This window comes from Streptomyces sp. Ag82_O1-12 (assembly GCF_900182715.1).
Classification (GTDB): domain Bacteria; phylum Actinomycetota; class Actinomycetes; order Streptomycetales; family Streptomycetaceae; genus Streptomyces; species Streptomyces massasporeus.
The window spans coordinates 298,866-316,434 of the sequence record NZ_FXUW01000001.1 but is presented as its reverse complement, the minus strand read 5'-3'; the positions used below and the strand labels follow the sequence as shown (position 1 = coordinate 316,434).

17 protein-coding genes are annotated in these 17,569 nt (G+C 71.1%); 8 read left to right on the top strand and 9 right to left on the bottom strand.

Annotation, left to right across the window (positions count from 1 at the left end; all coding sequences use genetic code 11):
- Positions 1–16: 16 nt before the first annotated feature.
- From treS to QOL88_RS01555, 3 genes are all read right to left on the bottom strand, one after another.
- Positions 17–1,735: a maltose alpha-D-glucosyltransferase gene (gene treS / locus QOL88_RS01565; protein ID WP_097214721.1), complete on the bottom strand. Its 1,719-nt coding sequence runs from the start codon at positions 1,733–1,735 to the stop codon at positions 17–19.
- Positions 1,732–3,729, bottom strand: coding sequence for an alpha-1,4-glucan--maltose-1-phosphate maltosyltransferase (locus QOL88_RS01560; RefSeq protein WP_097214720.1), 1,998 nt, complete (start codon positions 3,727–3,729; stop codon positions 1,732–1,734). The genes treS and QOL88_RS01560 overlap by 4 nt, the downstream gene beginning before the upstream one ends.
- A gap of 74 nt (positions 3,730–3,803) precedes the next feature.
- Positions 3,804–4,172 carry a DUF5133 domain-containing protein gene (locus QOL88_RS01555; protein ID WP_097222801.1) on the bottom strand — a complete coding sequence of 123 codons (369 nt, stop codon included), beginning with the start codon at positions 4,170–4,172 and terminating at the stop codon, positions 3,804–3,806.
- A 360-nt stretch (positions 4,173–4,532) separates the two neighbouring features.
- On the opposite strand from QOL88_RS01555, the gene QOL88_RS01550 reads away from it, so the two are divergent.
- Together QOL88_RS01550 and glgX are read left to right on the top strand one after the other, a co-directional pair.
- Positions 4,533–5,045, top strand: coding sequence for a hypothetical protein (locus QOL88_RS01550; RefSeq protein WP_031112475.1), 513 nt, complete (start codon positions 4,533–4,535; stop codon positions 5,043–5,045).
- A complete protein-coding gene (gene glgX / locus QOL88_RS01545; protein ID WP_097214719.1) occupies positions 5,042–7,195 on the top strand; it encodes a glycogen debranching protein GlgX in 2,154 nt (717 codons plus the stop codon). Before QOL88_RS01550 ends, glgX begins: the two co-directional genes overlap by 4 nt.
- Positions 7,196–7,235: 40 nt before the next feature.
- Here the strand turns inward: glgX and QOL88_RS01540 are convergent, their stop codons facing one another.
- Positions 7,236–8,039, bottom strand: coding sequence for a VOC family protein (locus tag QOL88_RS01540; protein ID WP_097214718.1), 804 nt, complete (start codon positions 8,037–8,039; stop codon positions 7,236–7,238).
- Between the two features lie 246 nt (positions 8,040–8,285).
- Here QOL88_RS01540 and QOL88_RS01535 point away from each other — a divergent pair, with 246 nt between their 5' ends.
- A complete protein-coding gene (locus tag QOL88_RS01535; protein ID WP_097214717.1) occupies positions 8,286–8,606 on the top strand; it encodes an ANTAR domain-containing protein in 321 nt (106 codons plus the stop codon).
- Between the two features lie 18 nt (positions 8,607–8,624).
- Here the strand turns inward: QOL88_RS01535 and QOL88_RS01530 are convergent, their stop codons facing one another.
- On the bottom strand, positions 8,625–9,416 hold the full coding sequence (locus QOL88_RS01530; protein WP_097214716.1) for an RNA polymerase sigma factor SigF: 792 nt from the start codon (positions 9,414–9,416) through the stop codon (positions 8,625–8,627).
- Between the two features lie 263 nt (positions 9,417–9,679).
- On the opposite strand from QOL88_RS01530, the gene QOL88_RS01525 reads away from it, so the two are divergent.
- The 4 genes from QOL88_RS01525 (at position 9,680) to QOL88_RS01510 (ending at position 12,553) form a co-directional block, all read left to right on the top strand.
- Positions 9,680–10,135, top strand: coding sequence for a MarR family winged helix-turn-helix transcriptional regulator (locus QOL88_RS01525; RefSeq protein WP_097214715.1), 456 nt, complete (start codon positions 9,680–9,682; stop codon positions 10,133–10,135).
- The gene (locus tag QOL88_RS01520; RefSeq protein ID WP_097214714.1) at positions 10,132–11,013 is read left to right on the top strand and encodes an ABC transporter ATP-binding protein; all 882 of its coding nucleotides are present in this window, start codon (positions 10,132–10,134) and stop codon (positions 11,011–11,013) included. Before QOL88_RS01525 ends, QOL88_RS01520 begins: the two co-directional genes overlap by 4 nt.
- Entirely contained in the window at positions 10,973–11,839 is an 867-nt protein-coding gene (locus tag QOL88_RS01515) for an ABC transporter permease (RefSeq protein ID WP_283445869.1), read from the top strand. The genes QOL88_RS01520 and QOL88_RS01515 overlap by 41 nt, the downstream gene beginning before the upstream one ends.
- Positions 11,840–12,031: 192 nt before the next feature.
- Entirely contained in the window at positions 12,032–12,553 is a 522-nt protein-coding gene (locus QOL88_RS01510) for a hypothetical protein (RefSeq protein ID WP_097214713.1), read from the top strand.
- Between the two features lie 24 nt (positions 12,554–12,577).
- On the opposite strand, the gene hemC is transcribed toward QOL88_RS01510, so the two are convergent.
- The 3 genes from hemC to ligD form a co-directional block, all read right to left on the bottom strand.
- Positions 12,578–13,513 carry a hydroxymethylbilane synthase gene (gene hemC / locus QOL88_RS01505; protein WP_097214712.1) on the bottom strand — a complete coding sequence of 312 codons (936 nt, stop codon included), beginning with the start codon at positions 13,511–13,513 and terminating at the stop codon, positions 12,578–12,580.
- A gap of 163 nt (positions 13,514–13,676) precedes the next feature.
- The gene (locus tag QOL88_RS01500; protein WP_097214711.1) at positions 13,677–14,450 is read right to left on the bottom strand and encodes an NPP1 family protein; all 774 of its coding nucleotides are present in this window, start codon (positions 14,448–14,450) and stop codon (positions 13,677–13,679) included.
- Between the two features lie 142 nt (positions 14,451–14,592).
- Positions 14,593–15,573, bottom strand: coding sequence for a non-homologous end-joining DNA ligase (gene ligD, locus QOL88_RS01495; protein ID WP_097222800.1), 981 nt, complete (start codon positions 15,571–15,573; stop codon positions 14,593–14,595).
- A 116-nt stretch (positions 15,574–15,689) separates the two neighbouring features.
- Between ligD and QOL88_RS01490 the strand changes: the two genes are divergently transcribed.
- Entirely contained in the window at positions 15,690–16,205 is a 516-nt protein-coding gene (locus tag QOL88_RS01490; protein ID WP_097222799.1) for a MarR family winged helix-turn-helix transcriptional regulator, read from the top strand.
- A 119-nt stretch (positions 16,206–16,324) separates the two neighbouring features.
- Here the strand turns inward: QOL88_RS01490 and QOL88_RS01485 are convergent, their stop codons facing one another.
- A complete protein-coding gene (locus QOL88_RS01485; RefSeq protein ID WP_097214710.1) occupies positions 16,325–17,482 on the bottom strand; it encodes an MFS transporter in 1,158 nt (385 codons plus the stop codon).
- Positions 17,483–17,569: the final 87 nt, after the last annotated feature.

Genomic DNA, 17,569 nt, shown 5'->3' with positions numbered 1-17,569 from the left:
TTGTCTCGGCGCAGGCTCACAGTCGCCGGCCGATGCGGGATGCGACTCGAGTGAGCCGGAACCAGTAGAAGCCGTGGCCCCCGAGGGTCAGCAGGTACGGCAGCTCGCCGATGGCGGGGAAGCGGACCCCGCCGAACAGCTCCACCGGGTGCCGCCCCGCGAACTCGCGCAGGTCCAGCTCGGTGGGCTGCGCGAACCGCGCGAAGTTGTTGACACACAGGACCAGGTCGTCCTCGTACTCCCGCAGGAACGCCAGCACCGCCGGGTTGGAGGAGGGCAGTTCGGTGTACGAGCCGAGTCCGAAGGCCGGGTTCTGCTTGCGGATCTCGATCATGCGGCGGGTCCAGTGCAGCAGCGACGACGGCGACGACATCGACGCCTCGACATTGGTCACCTGGTGGCCGTAGACCGGGTCCATGATCGCCGGGAGGTAGAGGCGGCCCGGGTCACAGGTGGAGAAGCCGGCGTTGCGGTCCGGGGTCCACTGCATGGGGGTCCGGACGGCGTCCCGGTCGCCGAGCCAGATGTTGTCGCCCATGCCGATCTCGTCGCCGTAGTACAGGATCGGCGAACCGGGGAGGGCGAGCAGCAGCGCGGTGAACAGCTCGATGGTGTGCCGGTCGTTGTCCAGCAGCGGGGCCAGTCGCCTGCGGATGCCGATGTTGGCGCGCATGCGCGGGTCCTTGGCGTACTCGGCCCACATGTAGTCGCGCTCTTCGTCCGTGACCATCTCGAGCGTCAGCTCGTCGTGGTTGCGCAGGAACATCCCCCACTGGCAGCCCGAGGGGATGGCCGGGGTCTTGGCCAGGATTTCCGAGACGGGGTAGCGCGACTCGCGCCGCACCGCCATGAAGATGCGCGGCATGACCGGGAAGTGGAACGCCATGTGGCACTCGTCGCCGCCGCTGGGGTAGTCGCCGAAGTAGTCGACGACGTCCTCGGGCCACTGGTTGGCCTCGGCCAGCAGCACGGTGTCCGGGTACAGGGCGTCGATCTCGCGGCGGACGCGCTTGAGGAACGCGTGCGAGGCGGGCAGGTTCTCGCAGTTGGTGCCCTCGGCCGCGTAGAGATAGGGCACCGCGTCCAGCCGGAACCCGTCGATGCCCAGGTCCAGCCAGAACTTCAGCGCGGCCAGGATCTCCTCCTGGACGCGCGGGTTCTCGTAGTTGAGGTCCGGCTGGTGGGAGAAGAAGCGGTGGAAGAAGTACTGGCCGCGCACCGGGTCGAAGGTCCAGTTCGAGGTCTCCGTGTCCACGAAGATGATCCGCGCGTCCGGGTAGCCCTTGTCGTCGTCGGCCCACACGTAGTAGTCGCCGTAGGGGCCGTCGGGGTCCTTGCGCGACTCCTGGAACCAGGGGTGCTGGTCGCTGGTGTGGTTCATGACGAAGTCGATGATCACGCGCATGCCGCGCTGGTGGGCGGCGTCGACGAACTCCACGAAGTCGGCCAGGTCGCCGAACTCGGGCAGTACGGCGGTGTAGTCGGAGACGTCGTAGCCGCCGTCGCGCAGGGGGGACTTGAAGAACGGCGGCAGCCACAGGCAGTCGACGCCGAGCCACTGGAGGTAGTCCAGTTTCGCGGTCAGGCCCTTGAGGTCGCCGACACCGTCGCCGTTGCTGTCCTGGAAGGAGCGGACGAGCACCTCGTAGAAGACGGCGCGCTTGAACCAGTCGGGATCACGGTCCCTCGCGGGGGTGTCCTCGAAGGTGTCCAGCACGGGCTCGTTCACGGTCATGACGTTCCTGCCCCTGGGGTCGCGTGCGCGGCGGGCGGGGACTGGAGGTGAAGGACGTGCGCGGGAGCCCGCCCCGGCTCCAGCCGCACGTAGTTGTTCCTGCCCCAGTGGTAGGTCTCGCCGGTGAGCTCGTCGCGTACCGGCACCGACGCGTGCCAGTCCAGGCCGAGTTGCGGCATGTCGAGCGAGACCGTGCCCTGCTGGGCGCGATGCGGGTCGAGGTTGGCCACCACCAGGACGACATCGGATCCGCTGCGCTTGCTGTACGCGATGAGCGCGTCGTTGTCGGTGGGGTGGAAGCGGAGGTTTCTGAGCTGGTGCAGTGCCCGGTGTTCCCGGCGGATGGTGTTGAGGCGGGTGAGCAGCGGGGCGATGCTGCGGCCCTCGCGTTCGGCGGCTGCCCAGTCGCGGTGGCGGAGCTGGTACTTCTCCGAGTCGAGGTACTCCTCGCTGCCCTCGCGCAGCGGGGTGTTCTCGCACAGTTCGTAGCCGGAGTAGATGCCCCAGGACGGTGACAGCGTCGCGGCGAGCACGGCCCGGACCTCGAAGGCGGGACGGCCGCCGTGCTGGAGGTAGGCGTGCAGGATGTCGGGGGTGTTGGGGAAGAAGTTGGGCCGCATGTAGGAGGCGGCCTCACCCGACAGCTCCGTCAGGTACTCGGTCAGCTCCTCTTTGGAGTTGCGCCAGGTGAAGTAGGTGTAGGACTGCTGGAAGCCGATCTGGGCCAGGGTGTGCATCATCGCCGGCCGGGTGAACGCCTCGGCCAGGAAGATCACATCGGGGTCGGTGCGGTTGACCTCGCCGATGACCCGCTCCCAGAACACCACCGGCTTGGTGTGCGGATTGTCCACCCGGAAGATCCGCACCCCGGCGTCCATCCAGTGCCGCAGCACCCGCACCGTCTCCGCCACCAGGCCGTCCATGTCGGCGTCGAAGGCGATGGGGTAGATGTCCTGGTACTTCTTCGGCGGGTTCTCCGCGTAGGCGATGGTGCCGTCGGGGCGGTGGTGGAACCACTCCGGGTGCTTGTGCACCCAGGGGTGGTCCGGTGAGCACTGCAGCGCGAAGTCCAGCGCCACCTCCATGCCCAGCTCCCGTGCCCGCCCGACGAACCAGACGAAGTCCTCCAGGCTGCCCAGAGCGGGGTGCACGGCGTCGTGCCCGCCCTCCGGCGAACCGATCGCCCACGGCACACCGACATCGTCCGGGCCGGGGGAGAGGGTGTTGTTCCTGCCCTTGCGGAAGGTCGTGCCGATGGGGTGGATCGGCGGCAGGTAGACCACGTCGAACCCCATCGCCGCGATCGCCGGCAACCGCCGGGCGGCCGTGCGGAAGGTGCCGTGGGGCTGCTCACGGGTGCCCTCCGAGCGCGGGAAGAACTCGTACCACGAGCCGTACAGGGCCCGCTCCCGCTCCACGAGGAGCGGCAGGGGCTCACTGCTGGTGACCAGGTCCCGCAACGGATGCCGCTCCAGGACCGCGTCCACCTCCGGCGTCAGCGCCGCCGCGAACCTGTCGGCCGTGGGCAGCGAATCGTCGCGCAAAACCTCCGCGGCGGAGAGCAGCACATCGCGGCCGGCTTCCTTCGGCACGCCGGCCGCTGCCCGCTCGTAGAGTTCCGCGCCCTCCTCCAGGACCAGGCCCGGATCGATGCCCGCCGGGATCTTTATGCCCGCCGTGTGGCGCCAGGTGGCCACCGGGTCGCTCCAGGCCTCCACCCGGTACGACCAGCGGCCGACGGCGTTCGCGCTGACCTCGGCGCCCCACCGGTCGCTGCCGGGGGCGAGCTCGCGCATCGGCGTCCACGGGCCGGGACGGCCCTCGGGATCCTTCAGGACGACATGGGCGGCCACCGCGTCGTGCCCCTCCCGGAACACGGTGGCGGTGACCTCGAACGTCTCACCCACGACCGCCTTCGCCGGCCGGTTGCCGCTCTCCACGGCCGGGCGGACGTCCCGTACCGGGATACGGCCGATGGCCCGGGTCCTACTCATGGTCCTCACCTCCACCGTGCTCGAAAGCCGGGCCGCGGGGCCCGGTTCAGGGGACAAGAAGTGCGGGAAGGGCGCTACCTTCCCGCGGTGGATCTCCGCTCGGCGGGCGGGGATCTCCGTTCCGCCGCCGACGGTCTGCGTCGGACCGCCGCGGCCGGGCGAGGCCGCTCGACGGGTTCCTGCAGACAGGTGACGTGCTGCTCCTGCAAGCAGGTGATCTGCTGCTCCTCCAGATACGCGACCTGGTTGGTGCGCAGGAACCGCTCGGCCGCGTCCGCCGCCTCCCGTGCGCAGCGCTTGCCCATCAGCACGCAGAGCGTGTAGCCGGAGTCCTCGAAGGTGGTCCGCACCGTGCGGTCGTTCGGTGCCGCGAGCATCACGCGTTCCCAGGCCCGGTAACGCCGCAACTGCCGGGCGACTTCGGCTTTGGCGGGTAGCAGCATGGCGCCGATCACCTTTCGGGCTCGAGGGGCACGGTCTCCCGACGGTCGGACGGCGGCCGTGCGCACAGCGCCACGGATCCGTAACGGCGATCGAGTTCTTCACACATGGTGCACGCGCGGCGACGCAGCGTCTTGTTGGATCTTCAACCATTGGCGGCTCATCTGGGCCGTTCGGACCACCTGAACCGCTCACTTGTGGGCCCTACCGCCTCAGTCGTGCGCTCGTGTTGCACGAACGGGCTAGCACCCTCAGGCTGAGGGTGACTCAGAAGCGATAGGCGCTCACGTTCCGTGTTCGGGGTACGTCCCGCAGACCGCGGGAGTGAGAAGGAACTGAGCTTCGCGGTGAGGAGCCGACCGATGAAGACCGCAGTGCCCTGCTACTACCACCTCGACGTGGAAGTCAGCCCGGAACGGGTGGGACAGGTCAGCCGCATTCTGGCCGCTCACCTGAAGTTCTGGGACCTGGACAACCTGGTCCAGCCCGTCTGCGGCGGTGCCGAGATGCTGCTCAACGCCATCGACGAGCACGCCACGGACAAGAACACGTCGATCGAGATGTGGTGGAACCGGCAGCACCTGATCACCGCCATCGGGGACAACGACCGGGCCCTGCGCCCGGACCAGGAGCTGCGAGGCTGCCTGGAGCACCTCGCGGCGATGAGCGACGGCTGGGGCTGCTGTGCGACCGAGACCGGCAGCAAGGTCATCTGGTTCTCGCAGCGCGCCCGCGCCGGTGAACGCGTCCCGCTGGTGCCGACCGCTCCCGCGCCGCGGGAGAGCGAGGGTCTCGACGTGCCCCGCGAGGAGCGCGTCGCGCAACTGGCCGGACCGGCCAGTACACCGGGCGACGTCCTGGAGGACGCCCGGTGACGCGCCGGCAGACTCGGAAAGGGGTGTCCGCCTGGAGCGGGCGCCCCTACCCGCTGGGTGCGGCCTACGACGGGGAGGGCACCAACTTCGCGCTCTTCAGCGAGGTCGCCGAACGCGTCGAGCTGGTCCTCGTGGACGACGACGGCACCCACACCCGGGTGCCGCTGAACGAGGTCGACGGCTTCGTGTGGCACGGCTACCTCCCCGGCGTCGGCCCCGGCCAGCGCTACGGCTACCGCGTGCACGGGCCGTGGGCCCCGGCCGCCGGGCACCGCTGCAACCCGGCGAAACTCCTGCTCGACCCGTACGCCCGTGCGGTGGACGGACAGATCGACAACCACCCCTCGCTCTACGAGCGCGACCCCGACGGCCCCGACCCGGCCGACAGCGCCGGGCACACCATGCTCGGCGTCGTCACCGACCCGGCCTTCGACTGGGGCGACGACGCCCGGCCCTGCCGGCCGTACGCCGACACCGTGATCTACGAGGCGCACGTCAAGGGCATGAGCCGCACCCACCCCGAGGTGCCCGAGGACCTGCGGGGCACCTACGCCGGGCTGGCGCACCCTGCGGTCGTCGACCACCTGACCTCCCTGGGCGTCACGGCCGTGGAGCTGATGCCGGTCCACCAGTTCGTCCACGACGGTGTGCTGCACGACCGCGGCCTGGCCAACTACTGGGGCTACAACACCATCGGCTTCTTCGCGCCCCACAACGGCTACGCCGCCCACGGGACACGCGGGGAACAGGTCGCCGAGTTCAAGCAGATGGTGAAGACCCTGCACGCGGCCGGGCTCGAAGTGATCCTCGACGTGGTCTACAACCACACCGCCGAGGGCAACGAGAGGGGCCCCACGCTGTCCTTCCGCGGCATCGACAACTCCTCGTACTACCGCCTGGTCGACGGCGACTGGGAGCACTACTACGACACCACCGGCACCGGCAACAGCCTGCTGATGCGGCACCCCTACGTCCTTCAGCTGATCATGGACTCGCTGCGGTACTGGGTGACCGAGATGCATGTCGACGGCTTCCGGTTCGACCTCGCGGCGACGCTCGCCCGGCAGTTCCACGAGGTGGACCGGCTGTCGGCGTTCTTCGACCTCATCCAGCAGGACCCGGTGATCAGCCGCGTCAAACTGATCGCCGAGCCGTGGGACGTCGGCGAGGGCGGCTACCAGGTGGGCAACTTCCCGCCGCTGTGGTCGGAGTGGAACGGCATGTACCGCGACGCGGTCCGCGACTTCTGGCGCGGTGAGGACCACACCCTCGGCGAGTTCGCCTCCCGGCTCACGGGCTCCTCCGACCTGTACCAGCACAGCAGGCGCCGGCCCCGCGCCAGCGTCAACTTCGTCACCGCGCACGACGGCTTCACCCTGCGCGACCTCGTCTCGTACAACGACAAGCACAACGAGGACAACGGCGAGGACAACCAGGACGGCGAGAGCACCAACCGCTCCTGGAACTGCGGCGCCGAGGGCGCGACCCGCGACCCGGCCGTGCGGGAGCTGCGCACGCGCCAGCAGCGCAACTTCCTCGCCACGCTGCTGCTGTCCCAGGGCATCCCCATGCTCTCCCACGGCGACGAACTCGGGCGCACCCAGGGCGGCAACAACAACGCCTACTGCCAGGACAACGACATCTCCTGGATCGACTGGCGACTCACCGAGGAGCAGCGCGACCTGCTGGAGTTCACCCGGTACCTCATCCGGCTGCGCACGGGACACCCCGTACTGCGCCGGCGCCGCTTCTTCCGCGGCGAGACCCTGACCCGCGCGGACCAGCCGCTGCCCGATCTGGTGTGGCTGGCGCCGGACGCCGGCGAGATGACCGACGACGACTGGCAGCGCGGCGACGCGCACTCCGTCGGCGTCTTTCTCAACGGCGACGCCATCGCCGAACCCGACCCGTGGGGCCGCCCGGTCGTCGACGACTCGTTCCTGCTGCTGCTCAACAGCCACTGGGAGCCGGTCGACTTCCGTCTTCCGAAGGCCTCCTACGGCGAGCGGTGGACGGCCCTCATCGACACGGCCGACCCGGAGGGCACGCCCGACGAGGCGGAGCACAAGGCGGGGACGGCCCTCACCGTCGGGGCCCGCAGCCTGGTCCTGCTGTCCCGGCCGTCACGGGCGGCGCGCGAGAAGGAGTGAGGGGAGTGGCCCGGGTCGGTGCTCGTGGAGCGGGCCCGGGTCAGTGCTCGCGGCGCTCGGTCACCGTGAACTGCGCGCCCTCGTGGTCCCGCAGCACCGCCTCGTCGCTGCCCTTGGACAGGACACTGCCGCCGTGGAGTTCCGCCGTGCGGGCGCAGGCCTCCACGTCGTCGACGGAGAAGTGGACCTGCCAGTGCGGCCGGATCGCGGGGTCGGGGGCCGCTTCCAGGGCGCCGGACTCGATCCGGGCCACCACGTCCCCGCGGCTGCGCAGCACGACCTCGCCGCCCTCGTAGTTGACCTCGCAGCAGCCGGGCCGCTGCGTCGCCCATTCGAGGATCTCGCCGTAGAAGATCGCCGCGTCGAACGCGTCACGGGTGTGGAGCGTGATGAAGGCCGGCTGGGCGTTGCGCCAGGTCTCCCAGTCGGTGAAGAGGTCGCCCTCCCAGATGCCAAACGTGGCCCCGTCCCGGTCGGCCAGCAGCGCCGCCCGCCCCGGCGGCAGGGAGATCGGTCCGACCGCGACCGTACCCATGCGCTCCTGCACCCGCGCGACCGCCTTGTCCGCGCTGCGCACCGCGAAATACGGCGTCCACGCCACGGCCATCTGCCACATGGCCGCCACCCCCGCGATCCCGGCCACCGGCGAGCCGTCGACCAGCGCGATCCGGAACCGGTCGCCGAGTTTGGCCGGCCGCCACTGCCAGCCCAGCACGGCGCCGTAGAACTCCTCGGTCGCCTCGACGTCCCGGCTCGTCAGGCTCACCCAACAGGGCGCGCCGAAAACGGAGTGTGATGAGACGACGTCCTTCGTGCCGGAGGAGGTGGGCATGTCGTGGTTCATGGCAGTCGCGTCCTGATCTCGTCGGCCTGGCAGCCACCGGAGGATTGACACCAGTGTCCAACCGGAACCGCTGTGGGCGCCTGCCGAGTACCCCGGCGAGGGCGCCGAAACGGCGTCCGGCCTGGTCCGCCCCGGTGGCACCGGGCGGGCCGAGTGAGGACGATGGATGAGTCGGACACTGCGTCAAGGTACTCAAGCACCCGCTGGGACCTCGGGCGCAGCGGCGCACCGGACCCGGAGGTGACCATGCCCACGGACGGGGGCTCGGATCGGATCTTCGCGTTGCAGGAAGAGGTCCAGCAGCTGAAGGAGGCCGTCGTATCCCACGCCGTCGTGGACCAGGCGATCGGCATGGTCGTCGCGCTCGGCCGGATCTCCCCCGACCAGGGGTGGGCCGTGCTGAAGGAGGTCTCCCAGCACACCAACATCAAGCTGCGCAACGTCGCGGAACTGATCCTCGTCTGGGGGCGCACGGGCGTGATGCCCGAGGAGATCCGGGCCGCCCTGGAAGACGCCCTCGACCGCGCCGGACCGACGCAGATCCCCGGCTCGCCGCCGCAGGGGTGATCTCCGGCGGCGCCTGCTTCACCGGGCCTCGGCCAGCAGTTCCTCACGCAGATGGGCGAAGCAGCTGCTCAGCAGGCGGGAGACGTGCATCTGCGAGATGCCGAGCTGCTCCGCGATGCGGCTTTGCGTCATGCCCTTGAAGAACCGCAGATAGAGAATGATCCGCTCGCGCTCGGGCAGCGCCTCGAGGCAGGGCCTGACGGCGACGCGGTTGACGACGATGTCGAAGGCCGGGTCGGGCCCGCCGATCGCGTCCCCGAGGGCGTAACCGTCGGTCCCGGGCATCTCCGCCTCCAGGGACAGCGCGGAGAAGCACTCCAAGGCCTCCATGCCGGTACGCACCTCACCCTCGGTGAGCTGGGCGTACTCGGCGATCTCGGCGACCGTGGGGGAGCGCCCCGGGGTGGTCTGCGACAGTTCCTTGGAGGCGTGCCGCACCCGGTTGCGCAGGTCCTGGACCCGGCGGGGCACGTGCAGTGTCCACATGTGGTCACGGAAGTGGCGCTTGATCTCGCCGGTGACCGTCGGTACGGCGTAGGCCTCGAAGGCGTTGCCGCGGGCCGGGTCGTAGTGGTCGACCGCCTTCACCAGGCCGAGAGCCGCCACCTGGTACAGGTCCTCGAGGGCCTCACCGCGGCCCCGGAAGCGGACGGCGATCCGCTCGGCCATGGGGAGCCAGGCCTCGACCAGCTCGTCCCGCAGGGCCTTGCGCTCGGGCCCCTCGGGCAGCCGCGCCAGTCGCGCGAACGCCGCGGCGGTGTCGGGGGCGTCGTCATGGGGGTGCGTTCGGGTGCTGCCGGCGATACGCATGGTGCGTACCTCCCTGAGCAGGTGCTGAGTAGGGACAGACACCGTGGGAAACGCGGCCTCGGACCTCACGGAAAAGCACCGGGGGCCCGGTCGGCCGGCTCCCCACGCACGTGCCTCCTGTCCGAAGCACTGACAATTCAGACAATACGGCATTTGGGGGACGCGGGCGCTCTCAAGGGCGCGCTCGATTCGAGGGCGTCCTTTGACCTCGCTTGACCTCACCTTGGGCCGATTACCTCTGTCGCAGAGCTAATCTCGGCCGCATGGAGCCGCAGACCTTCCCCGAAGAGCTGGCCGATGCGCTCGTCGGCGTCCAGCGGCTGATCCGGCGGCGCCTGCGACGGCAGATGCCCGACCCGCGGCTGCGCGGCGCGGAGGTGGAACTGCTCCGCCTGGTCGTGACCCGGCCCGGCATCGGCATCTCCGACGCGGCCAAGGACCTCGGTCTGGCGGCCAACTCGGTGTCCACCCTGGTCAACCAGCTGGCGAAGGCGGGCTACCTGGTCCGCGAGACCGACCCGGCCGACCGGCGGGCCGCCCGGCTGCTGCCCACCGCCGCCGCCGGGACACGGCTGCGCGAGTGGCGCAGGCGCCGCGCCGAGCTCGTACGCCGCCATGTGGCGCGCCTCGACGAGCCGGACCGCCGGGCGCTGCACGCGGCGATCCCGGCCCTGCGCAAGCTGGCCGACACCCTGCACGAGGAGGCCGAGGAGTCATGACGCCCGACACCGCCCCATCCGGGACCGACGCGACCCCCTCACCCCCGGCCGACGCCGTCGCCTGCACCGGCCTCACCTACGCCTTCGGCGACCACAACGCCGTGGACGGACTCGACCTCACCGTCCGCCGGGGCGAGGTCTTCGGGCTGCTCGGACCCAACGGCGCCGGCAAGACCACCGCCATCCGCTGCATCACCACCCTGCTGCCCGTGCCCGCCGGCATGGTCCGCGTCTTCGGCCGGGACGCCGCCGGAGACCGCATGGCCGTACGCCGGCTGCTCGGCTACGTACCGCAGCAGCTGTCCGCGGACGCCGGGCTCACCGGGCGGGAGAACGTCGCCCTGTTCGCCCGGGTCTTCGACGTGCCCCGCGGGGAGCGCGCCGAGCGCGTCGCCCAGGCCCTGGCCGCGGTCGGCCTCGCCGACGCCGCCGACCGGCTGGCCGCCACGTACTCCGGTGGCATGGTCCGCCGCCTCGAACTCGCCCAGGCCCTGGTCAGCGCCCCGCGGCTGCTGATCCTCGACGAGCCCACCATCGGCCTCGACCCGATCGCCCGCACCGGCGTGTGGGAGCACATCGGCGCCGTCCGTGAAGCCACCGGCATGACCGTGCTCGTCACCACCCACTACATGGACGAGGCCGACCAGTACTGCGACCGGGTCGCCCTGATGCACCGTGGCCGGATCCGGGCCCTCGGCACCCCGGCCGAGCTCAGGGAGGGACTCGGCGCCCGCCGCCGCGCCGCGGGCGCGGCCCCGGACGCGCTGCCCACGCTGGAGGACGTCTTCCGGGACGTGGCCGGCAGCGGTCTCGACGACGAGTCAGGAGATTTCCGCGATGTCCGAAGCACCCGCCGCACCGCCCGCCGCGTCGGCTGACCCCGCCCCCGCCCCCGCCCACCGCATCGACCTGCTGCTGAACCCCCCGCAGCCCCGAGCGGGCTGGCGTCTGCTGCCCGCCCGCGTCGGCGCGATGTGTGCCGTCGAACTGCAGAAACTGCGCCACGACCGCACCGAGCTGTACACCCGCGCGGTCCAGCCGGCCCTCTGGCTGCTGATCTTCGGTCAGACCTTCACCCGGATCAGGGCGATCCCCACCGGCGGCATCCCCTACGTCGACTACCTGGCGCCCGGCATCATCGCCCAGTCCGCGATGTTCATCGCCATCTTCTACGGCATCCAGATCATCTGGGAGCGGGACGCCGGAGTCCTCAACAAGCTCCTCGTCACCCCGACCCCGCGGTCGGCGCTGATCACCGGCAAGGCGTTCGCGGCCGGGGTGAAGTCGCTCGTCCAGGCCGTCGTCGTGCTCCTCATCGCCGCCGTGCTCGGCGTGGCCCTGACGTGGAACCCGCTCAAACTGCTCGCCGTCGCCGTGATCGTCGTCCTCGGCTCGGCCTTCTTCTCCTGCCTGTCGATGACCATCGCCGGCATCGTCCTCAGCCGCGACCGCCTCATGGGCATCGGACAGGCGATCACCATGCCGCTGTTCTTCGGCTCCAACGCCCTGTACCCGGTGTCCGTGATGCCCGGCTGGCTCCAGGCCGTCAGCAAGGCCAACCCGCTCAGCTACGAGGTCGACGCCCTGCGCGGGCTCCTGCTCGGTACCCCTCACCATCTGGCGTCCGACTTCGCGGTGCTGTTCGTGGCGGCCGCGCTCGGCGTCACCGCGGCCTCGGCCCTGCTGGGCCGTCTGGCACGTTGATCTTCACTCGTGGAAGTGATGTGCGGCACGTCGGTGCAAGCGCTTTCTCCGACTGTTTCCGGATAACCGCTGGGCACGGCTTGATCACCGATCAAAAAGGATGAACTGCCTGGCCACAGCGCATTCTGCTCATTTGACAGTGCGCTGAGACCACAGATAGGAAGCAGCTTCCAGAGGTCGAGAGGGTGCAGCGTGTACGAGCCGAACGTGGTCGGGGACTGGCAGGAGTACGACGAGCATGCCGGTCTGCGCGTCCGCGTCCACCGTCTGGAACTGGCCGAGCCGCCCCGCGGCCGGGACGACGCCGCTGACGGACTGACGTACTTCTGCCTCCGGGTGACGGTCGAGAACCGTGGCAACCGCCAGCTCGGCGTCCACCTTGAGGACGGCCAGATCGACGTCCGGCTCGGCCCGGACGGGGAGAGCGCCTTCATCGACTGGCGCAACTCGCAGTTCATCGAGGGCTTCGACGTCTATCCGCTGCGCCGGGCCACCGCCGTGCTGTACGCGGCCGGTGCCGAGGCCTCGTTGAGCCTCGTGGACGTTCAGGTGCAGTTGCGCGTCGAGGAGGAGTGGACCGGCCGCCGGTTGTGGGCGGGCGGCATCGGGGCGCACGAGGGAGCCGCCGGCGGCCAGCAGGGCGCGGTGCGGGACAGCCTGGCGCACCAGGTGAGTGTCTTCCTGCGGGATCAGGCGGAGGAAGGCACCGCCTGATCCGGCGTCAGGGCGTCGCGGAGGTCAGTGCGGGATGCCGTCGATGATCTCGCGGGCTCCCTGACGCAGCAGGGCCACCGCGACCGACGTGCCGAGCGTGGCCGGGTCGAGACGGCCCGCCCACTCGTGGGCGTTGAGGCGCGTCTTGCCGTCCGGGGTGAACACGCAGGCCCGCAGGGACAGTTCGCCGCTGCGGTCCACCTGCGCGAACCCGGCGATGGGGCTGTTGCAGTGCCCCTGGAGCACATGCAGGAACATGCGCTCGGCGGTGGTCTCCCGGTGGGTGTCCGGGTCGCCGAGACCGCTCACCGCGTCGATCAGCGCGGCGTCGTCCTCGCGGCACTGCAGCGCCAGCACACCCGCGCCGATGGGCGGCATCATCGTCTCGGTCGAGAGGATCTCGGTGATCACGTCCTCGCGGCCGATGCGCTCCAGGCCGGACACCGCGAGCAGCAGGGCGTCCGCCTCCCCGGCGGCCAGCTTCGCCAGACGCCGGTTGGCGTTGCCGCGGAACGGCACGCACTCCAGGTGCGGATGCGTGGCGGCCAGCTGCGCCACCCGGCGCACCGAGGAGGTGCCGATCCGCGTCCCGGCCGGCAACTCGTCCAGGGTGAGCCCGCCCGGGTGGATCAGGGCGTCACGGATGTCGTCCCGCTTGAGGAATGCGGCGAACACCGTCCCCGCCGGGAGCGGCCGGTCGGCGGGCACGTCCTTCACGCAGTGCACGGCGAGGTCGGCCTCGCCGGCCAGCAGCGCCGCGTCGACCTCCTTGGTGAACGCGCCCTTGCCCTCGACCTGGGAGAGATCGCCCATCCACTTGTCGCCGGTGGTCTTCACCGGCACGACCTCGGTGCGCACTCCGGGATGGGCGGCGGCCAACTCGGTCCGGACGCGCTCCACCTGGGCGAGGGCCATGGGGGAGTCGCGGGAGACGATGCGAATCAGTTCGGGGACGGACATGCGGACACGATAGACCCTTCGGCGGGGGCGTTCGTGCCGTACGTCCTCCGACTGCCGGGTATCGGGCGTCAGTTCGGAACGAGTGGATCACGCGGCGGAGACCCGGTCCGGCCGGAGACCCGGACCGGTCGGAGGGCCGGACCGGGTCCGCAGGCGTCAGGCGTCAGGCGTACGGATCGAAGGAGATGCCGGAGGGCTTGGCCGACGCCAGGTGGTTGGCGAAGTTGGCGTCCTTCAGACCGAAGTTGGCGCTGCCGAAGTCGTACGACGTGAGCTTGTCGCGCACCCCGGCCGGGTAGCCGTTCCAGCCGACCAGCGCCGGGTACTGCCAGGTGCCCTTGTGGTTCTCCGGCGGCTCGTCATTGGAGTTGGCCGCGCGGAAGCAGTGGGTCCGGACACCGTCCTTGTGGTAGACGATCTTCGCGTGCGTGCCGTCGAAGCGGACCGAGGAAGCCGCGTGCACCGTGAACCCGCCGTGAGCGGACGTCGACACGTACTTCACCTGGTTGTCCTGTACGAACACCGCGACGTGCTCGAAGTCGTGCCGGTGGCCGCCGATGCCGCTCCCGGCCACGGCCTGGTCCTTCTCGAAGTAGAGCGCGTACAGGATCGCGCACCAGCCGTTGTTGCACTTGGAGCGCGCGTAGCCGTTGGTGTTGTCGAGGTCCGAGGCGTCCCGGCAGTCGCCGTTCAGGGCGCCGGTCGGGTTGAGCCCGCCGTTCACCGTGCCGTCCGGGCCGATGGCGGGGCTCGAGTAGCAGCCGTCGGTGTCGTAGTCGTAGGCGGGCTGATACGTCCGCTCCAGCGCGTCCGCGTTGGCGGGCAGTGCCGGCGGCGGGGCCGCGAAGGCCGTGGCCGGGAAGGCGAGGACGAGAGCGGCGGCACCGGCCGCTCCGGTGAGCCATCTCCCGCGGTGGGCGAACTTGCGTGACGACACTGCGTCCTCCTCGGTCCGGGCGCAGCCCAATGGCTGTGGGGGAAAGGGAGGTTCAGCTTCCAGGTTGAACGCGTCCATGCCAAGAGGGGTGGAGGATCTCAAGGGTGAATCGCAGCCCAATAGTTGGAGTCCGGCCGCCGTTTCAGACCAGGTCGTCCGGGATGTCGGCCGCCGAGTCGCCGGGGGCGAGATCGGGCCGGAGCCGCAGCCAGGACGGCTGCCTCAGCAGCCCCTCCCGGGTGCGGGTGCTGTAGCGGACCTCACCGACCAGGCGGGGCAGGACCCAGTGCGCACCCGGGGCGCGCGGGGCGGGGTCGAAGGGGCAGACGTCGGTCGCGGCGGCCCGCAGCAGCCCGGCCAGTTCTGTGCGTTCGGCCTCGCTCCAGCCGGTGCCCACGCTGCCGACGTAGCGCAGCCGTCCGGCGGCGCGCTGTCCGACCAGCACCGCGCCGGGCAGGCCGGTGAGCCGCCCCTTGCCGGGCTGCCATCCGCCGACCAGGACGTCCTCGGTGCGCATGTTGCGGATCTTGATCCAGGCCCGGGAGCGGACGCCCGGTTCGTACACCGAGTCCAGCCGCTTGCAGACCAGACCCTCCAGGCCGTGCTCCCGGGTGGCGCGCAGGGCTTCGGCGCCGTGACCGACGAGGGCGCGCGGGGTCGACCAGGAGGGGCCGGCGATTCCGAGGTCTTCCAGCGTCGCGCGGCGTCGTGCGTAGGGGAGTCCGAGGAGGGAGTGGCCCTCCAGGTGCATCAGGTCGAACAGCACGAGATGGACCGGGACCTCCGCGGCCCGCCGCGCGGCCCTGGCGGGTGCGTGCGCCAGACCCATCCTCGACTGGAGCAGCTGGAAGCTGGCGCGGCCCTGGTCGTCCAGGGCCATGATCTCGCCGTCCAGTACGGCGGGCGTGGTGCCGAGCGCGGTGCCCAGCGGCCGGAGTTCGGGGTAGGCGGCCGTGATGTCGTCCCCGGAGCGGGCGCGCAGCAGTACGCTGCCGTCCCCGGGCAGATAGGCCACCACGCGCTGGCCGTCCTGCTTGGTCTCGTAGGCCCAGCGCGTGTCCTGCGCGGCGGGCGGCAGGGTGCCGGCCGTGGCGAGCATGGGCGGGATCAGCGGCAGGTCCACGGGTGAGGTGTCGACGAGCCTGCCGGTGCTCACGCCTGTTCGCGGCCTGTTTCCCCTGAACGGCGTCCCGGGCCCGATTTAGTTGAGTTACGCAACGAGATGGTAGTCTGGTGCTCATGTCCACACCACCGCTCCCCGACGTCCCCTCCCCGGAAGTGATCGAGATCGAGCGTGCGCTCACCCGCATCACCTACCTGAGCACGCGCGCCCGTCAGCACGACCGGCTGATGGCCCTGGCGGGGGTGCCGCTCGACCGTGCCGCCGTCGCGCTGCTCCGTCAGATCGCCGACTCCGAGCCGCTGCGGCCCGGGGAGCTCGCCGTCCGGCTGGGCGTGGAGGCCTCGCACGTCACACGCACGGTGCAGCAGCTGCAGAAGTCCGGGTACGTCACCCGCGTCCCCGACCCGGACGACCGCCGCGCTCAGCGCATCGAGCTCACCGACGCCGGCGGCGAGGCCATCGCCAAGGTCCGCGACGCCGGGGTCCGCGGCATGCAGATGGCCCTCTCGGACTGGTCGCCCGAGGAGCTGCGCCACCTCGCGACGCTGTTCCACCGCATGGTCGACGACTTCCTGGCCCACTCGGTGGACGAGGAGGGCGAACCCCAGTCGGCCCGGGCCGGCACGGTGTGAGCCCCGGCCGGTCCGGCCGGTCGGTCATGCCGGGCGGGGGACAGCCCGGCCGGGCACCGCCGGAGTTCCGCTCCGGGCCGGATGACGCCGGCAGGCCGTCCCTGAGCCCCGTCACCCGATCACCGCGCCACCGGCTCCTGCGGATCCGCCCGCTCGGGCACCGCGGCCCCCGGTGGCACCGGCTCGCGCAGGCCGCACAGCAGCAGTCGGCCCAGCGCGGGCAGTGCGACGAGGGGCAGCAGGGCCGTCCGGAGGGACGTCGCGTCGGCCAGGGCGCCGAGCGCGGGCGCCGCGAGGCCGCCGACGCTCACCGTCAGGCCCAACGTGACCCCGCTCGCGGTGCCGACGCGCCGTGGCAGAAAGTCCTGGCCCAGCGTGATGTGCAGCGAGAACGGCACATACAGCCCCGCCGACGCCAGGGCCGTGAACAGGTACACCGGCGGCCTGGGCACCAGGACCAGCCCGGCCACGGCCAGGACCGTCAGGGCGTACGACCGGCGCACCACCGCCGTCCGCCCGTACCGCTCCGCCAGTCGGCCCCCGGCCAGCGTGCCGACCGCGCCACCGGCGTAGAGCACGAACAGGGCCGCCGTACCGGCCGCCTCCCCACCACCGGTGCGCTCCCGCACAAAGAGGGAGACGAACGTGCTCAGGCCGACGAACACCACGGAGCGGCAGACCACGGCCCCGGACAGCCGCAGGAAGGACGGCCAGTCGTCCTCGCCCACGGCGGTGGACGCACCGGCACTCCAAGCGCCGGGTCCCGCCGATCGCACCGCCGCCGCGCACAGTGCCGCCCCCGCCAGAGCCGGGACGACCAGCAGGGGAGAGGCGCGCAGCCCGCCCGTGGCCACCACGGCGAAGACCAGCAGGGGCGCCAGGGCGAACCCGGCGTTGCCGCCGAAGGAGAACCAGCCCATGGCCGTGTGCCGGCCCCGGGCGACGACCCGCGCCACCCGGGCGGCCTCGGGATGGTAGGCGGCCACGCCCACCCCCGACACGGCCACCGCCGCCAGGGTCAGCGCGTAGGAGCCGGTCACCCCGCTCAGGGCGACGCCCGCCCCGGCCGTCAGCGCGCTCAACGGCAGCACCCACGGCATCGCCCACCGGTCGGTGAGCACCCCGAACAGCGGCTGCACCAGCGACGACAGCAGGGACGCCGCCAGGACGACACCCGAAGCGGCGGCATAGGAGTAGGCACGCTCGGCGACGAAGTACGGCACCAGGGCAGCCACGGCTCCCTGGTACACGTCCACACAGGCGTGCCCCGAAGACATCAGGGTGACGGGTCGATCGCGTCTCGAAGTGGTCACCCGGCGATCGTCGTCCGCCGGGCACCTGGCCCGCTTCCGATAATCTGCCGG

Excerpts from the sequence above, each read along its gene's own strand:
- QOL88_RS01525 (WP_097214715.1), top strand. The coding sequence starts at position 9,680 with ATGGAGCCGCAGACCTTCCCCGAAGAGCTGGCCGATGCGCTCGTCGGC.
- QOL88_RS01490 (WP_097222799.1), top strand. The coding sequence starts at position 15,690 with ATGTCCACACCACCGCTCCCCGACGTCCCCTCCCCGGAAGTGATCGAG.
- QOL88_RS01520 (WP_097214714.1), top strand. The coding sequence starts at position 10,132 with ATGACGCCCGACACCGCCCCATCCGGGACCGACGCGACCCCCTCACCC.
- QOL88_RS01530 (WP_097214716.1), bottom strand. The coding sequence starts at position 9,416 with ATGCGTATCGCCGGCAGCACCCGAACGCACCCCCATGACGACGCCCCC.
- QOL88_RS01555 (WP_097222801.1), bottom strand. The coding sequence starts at position 4,172 with ATGCTGCTACCCGCCAAAGCCGAAGTCGCCCGGCAGTTGCGGCGTTAC.
- QOL88_RS01535 (WP_097214717.1), top strand. The coding sequence starts at position 8,286 with ATGCCCACGGACGGGGGCTCGGATCGGATCTTCGCGTTGCAGGAAGAG.
- hemC (WP_097214712.1), bottom strand. The coding sequence starts at position 13,513 with ATGTCCGTCCCCGAACTGATTCGCATCGTCTCCCGCGACTCCCCCATG.
- QOL88_RS01485 (WP_097214710.1), bottom strand. The coding sequence starts at position 17,482 with ATGTCTTCGGGGCACGCCTGTGTGGACGTGTACCAGGGAGCCGTGGCT.
- treS (WP_097214721.1), bottom strand. The coding sequence starts at position 1,735 with ATGACCGTGAACGAGCCCGTGCTGGACACCTTCGAGGACACCCCCGCG.
- QOL88_RS01550 (WP_031112475.1), top strand. The coding sequence starts at position 4,533 with ATGAAGACCGCAGTGCCCTGCTACTACCACCTCGACGTGGAAGTCAGC.
- QOL88_RS01560 (WP_097214720.1), bottom strand. The coding sequence starts at position 3,729 with ATGAGTAGGACCCGGGCCATCGGCCGTATCCCGGTACGGGACGTCCGC.
- QOL88_RS01540 (WP_097214718.1), bottom strand. The coding sequence starts at position 8,039 with ATGAACCACGACATGCCCACCTCCTCCGGCACGAAGGACGTCGTCTCA.
- QOL88_RS01515 (WP_283445869.1), top strand. The coding sequence starts at position 10,973 with ATGTCCGAAGCACCCGCCGCACCGCCCGCCGCGTCGGCTGACCCCGCC.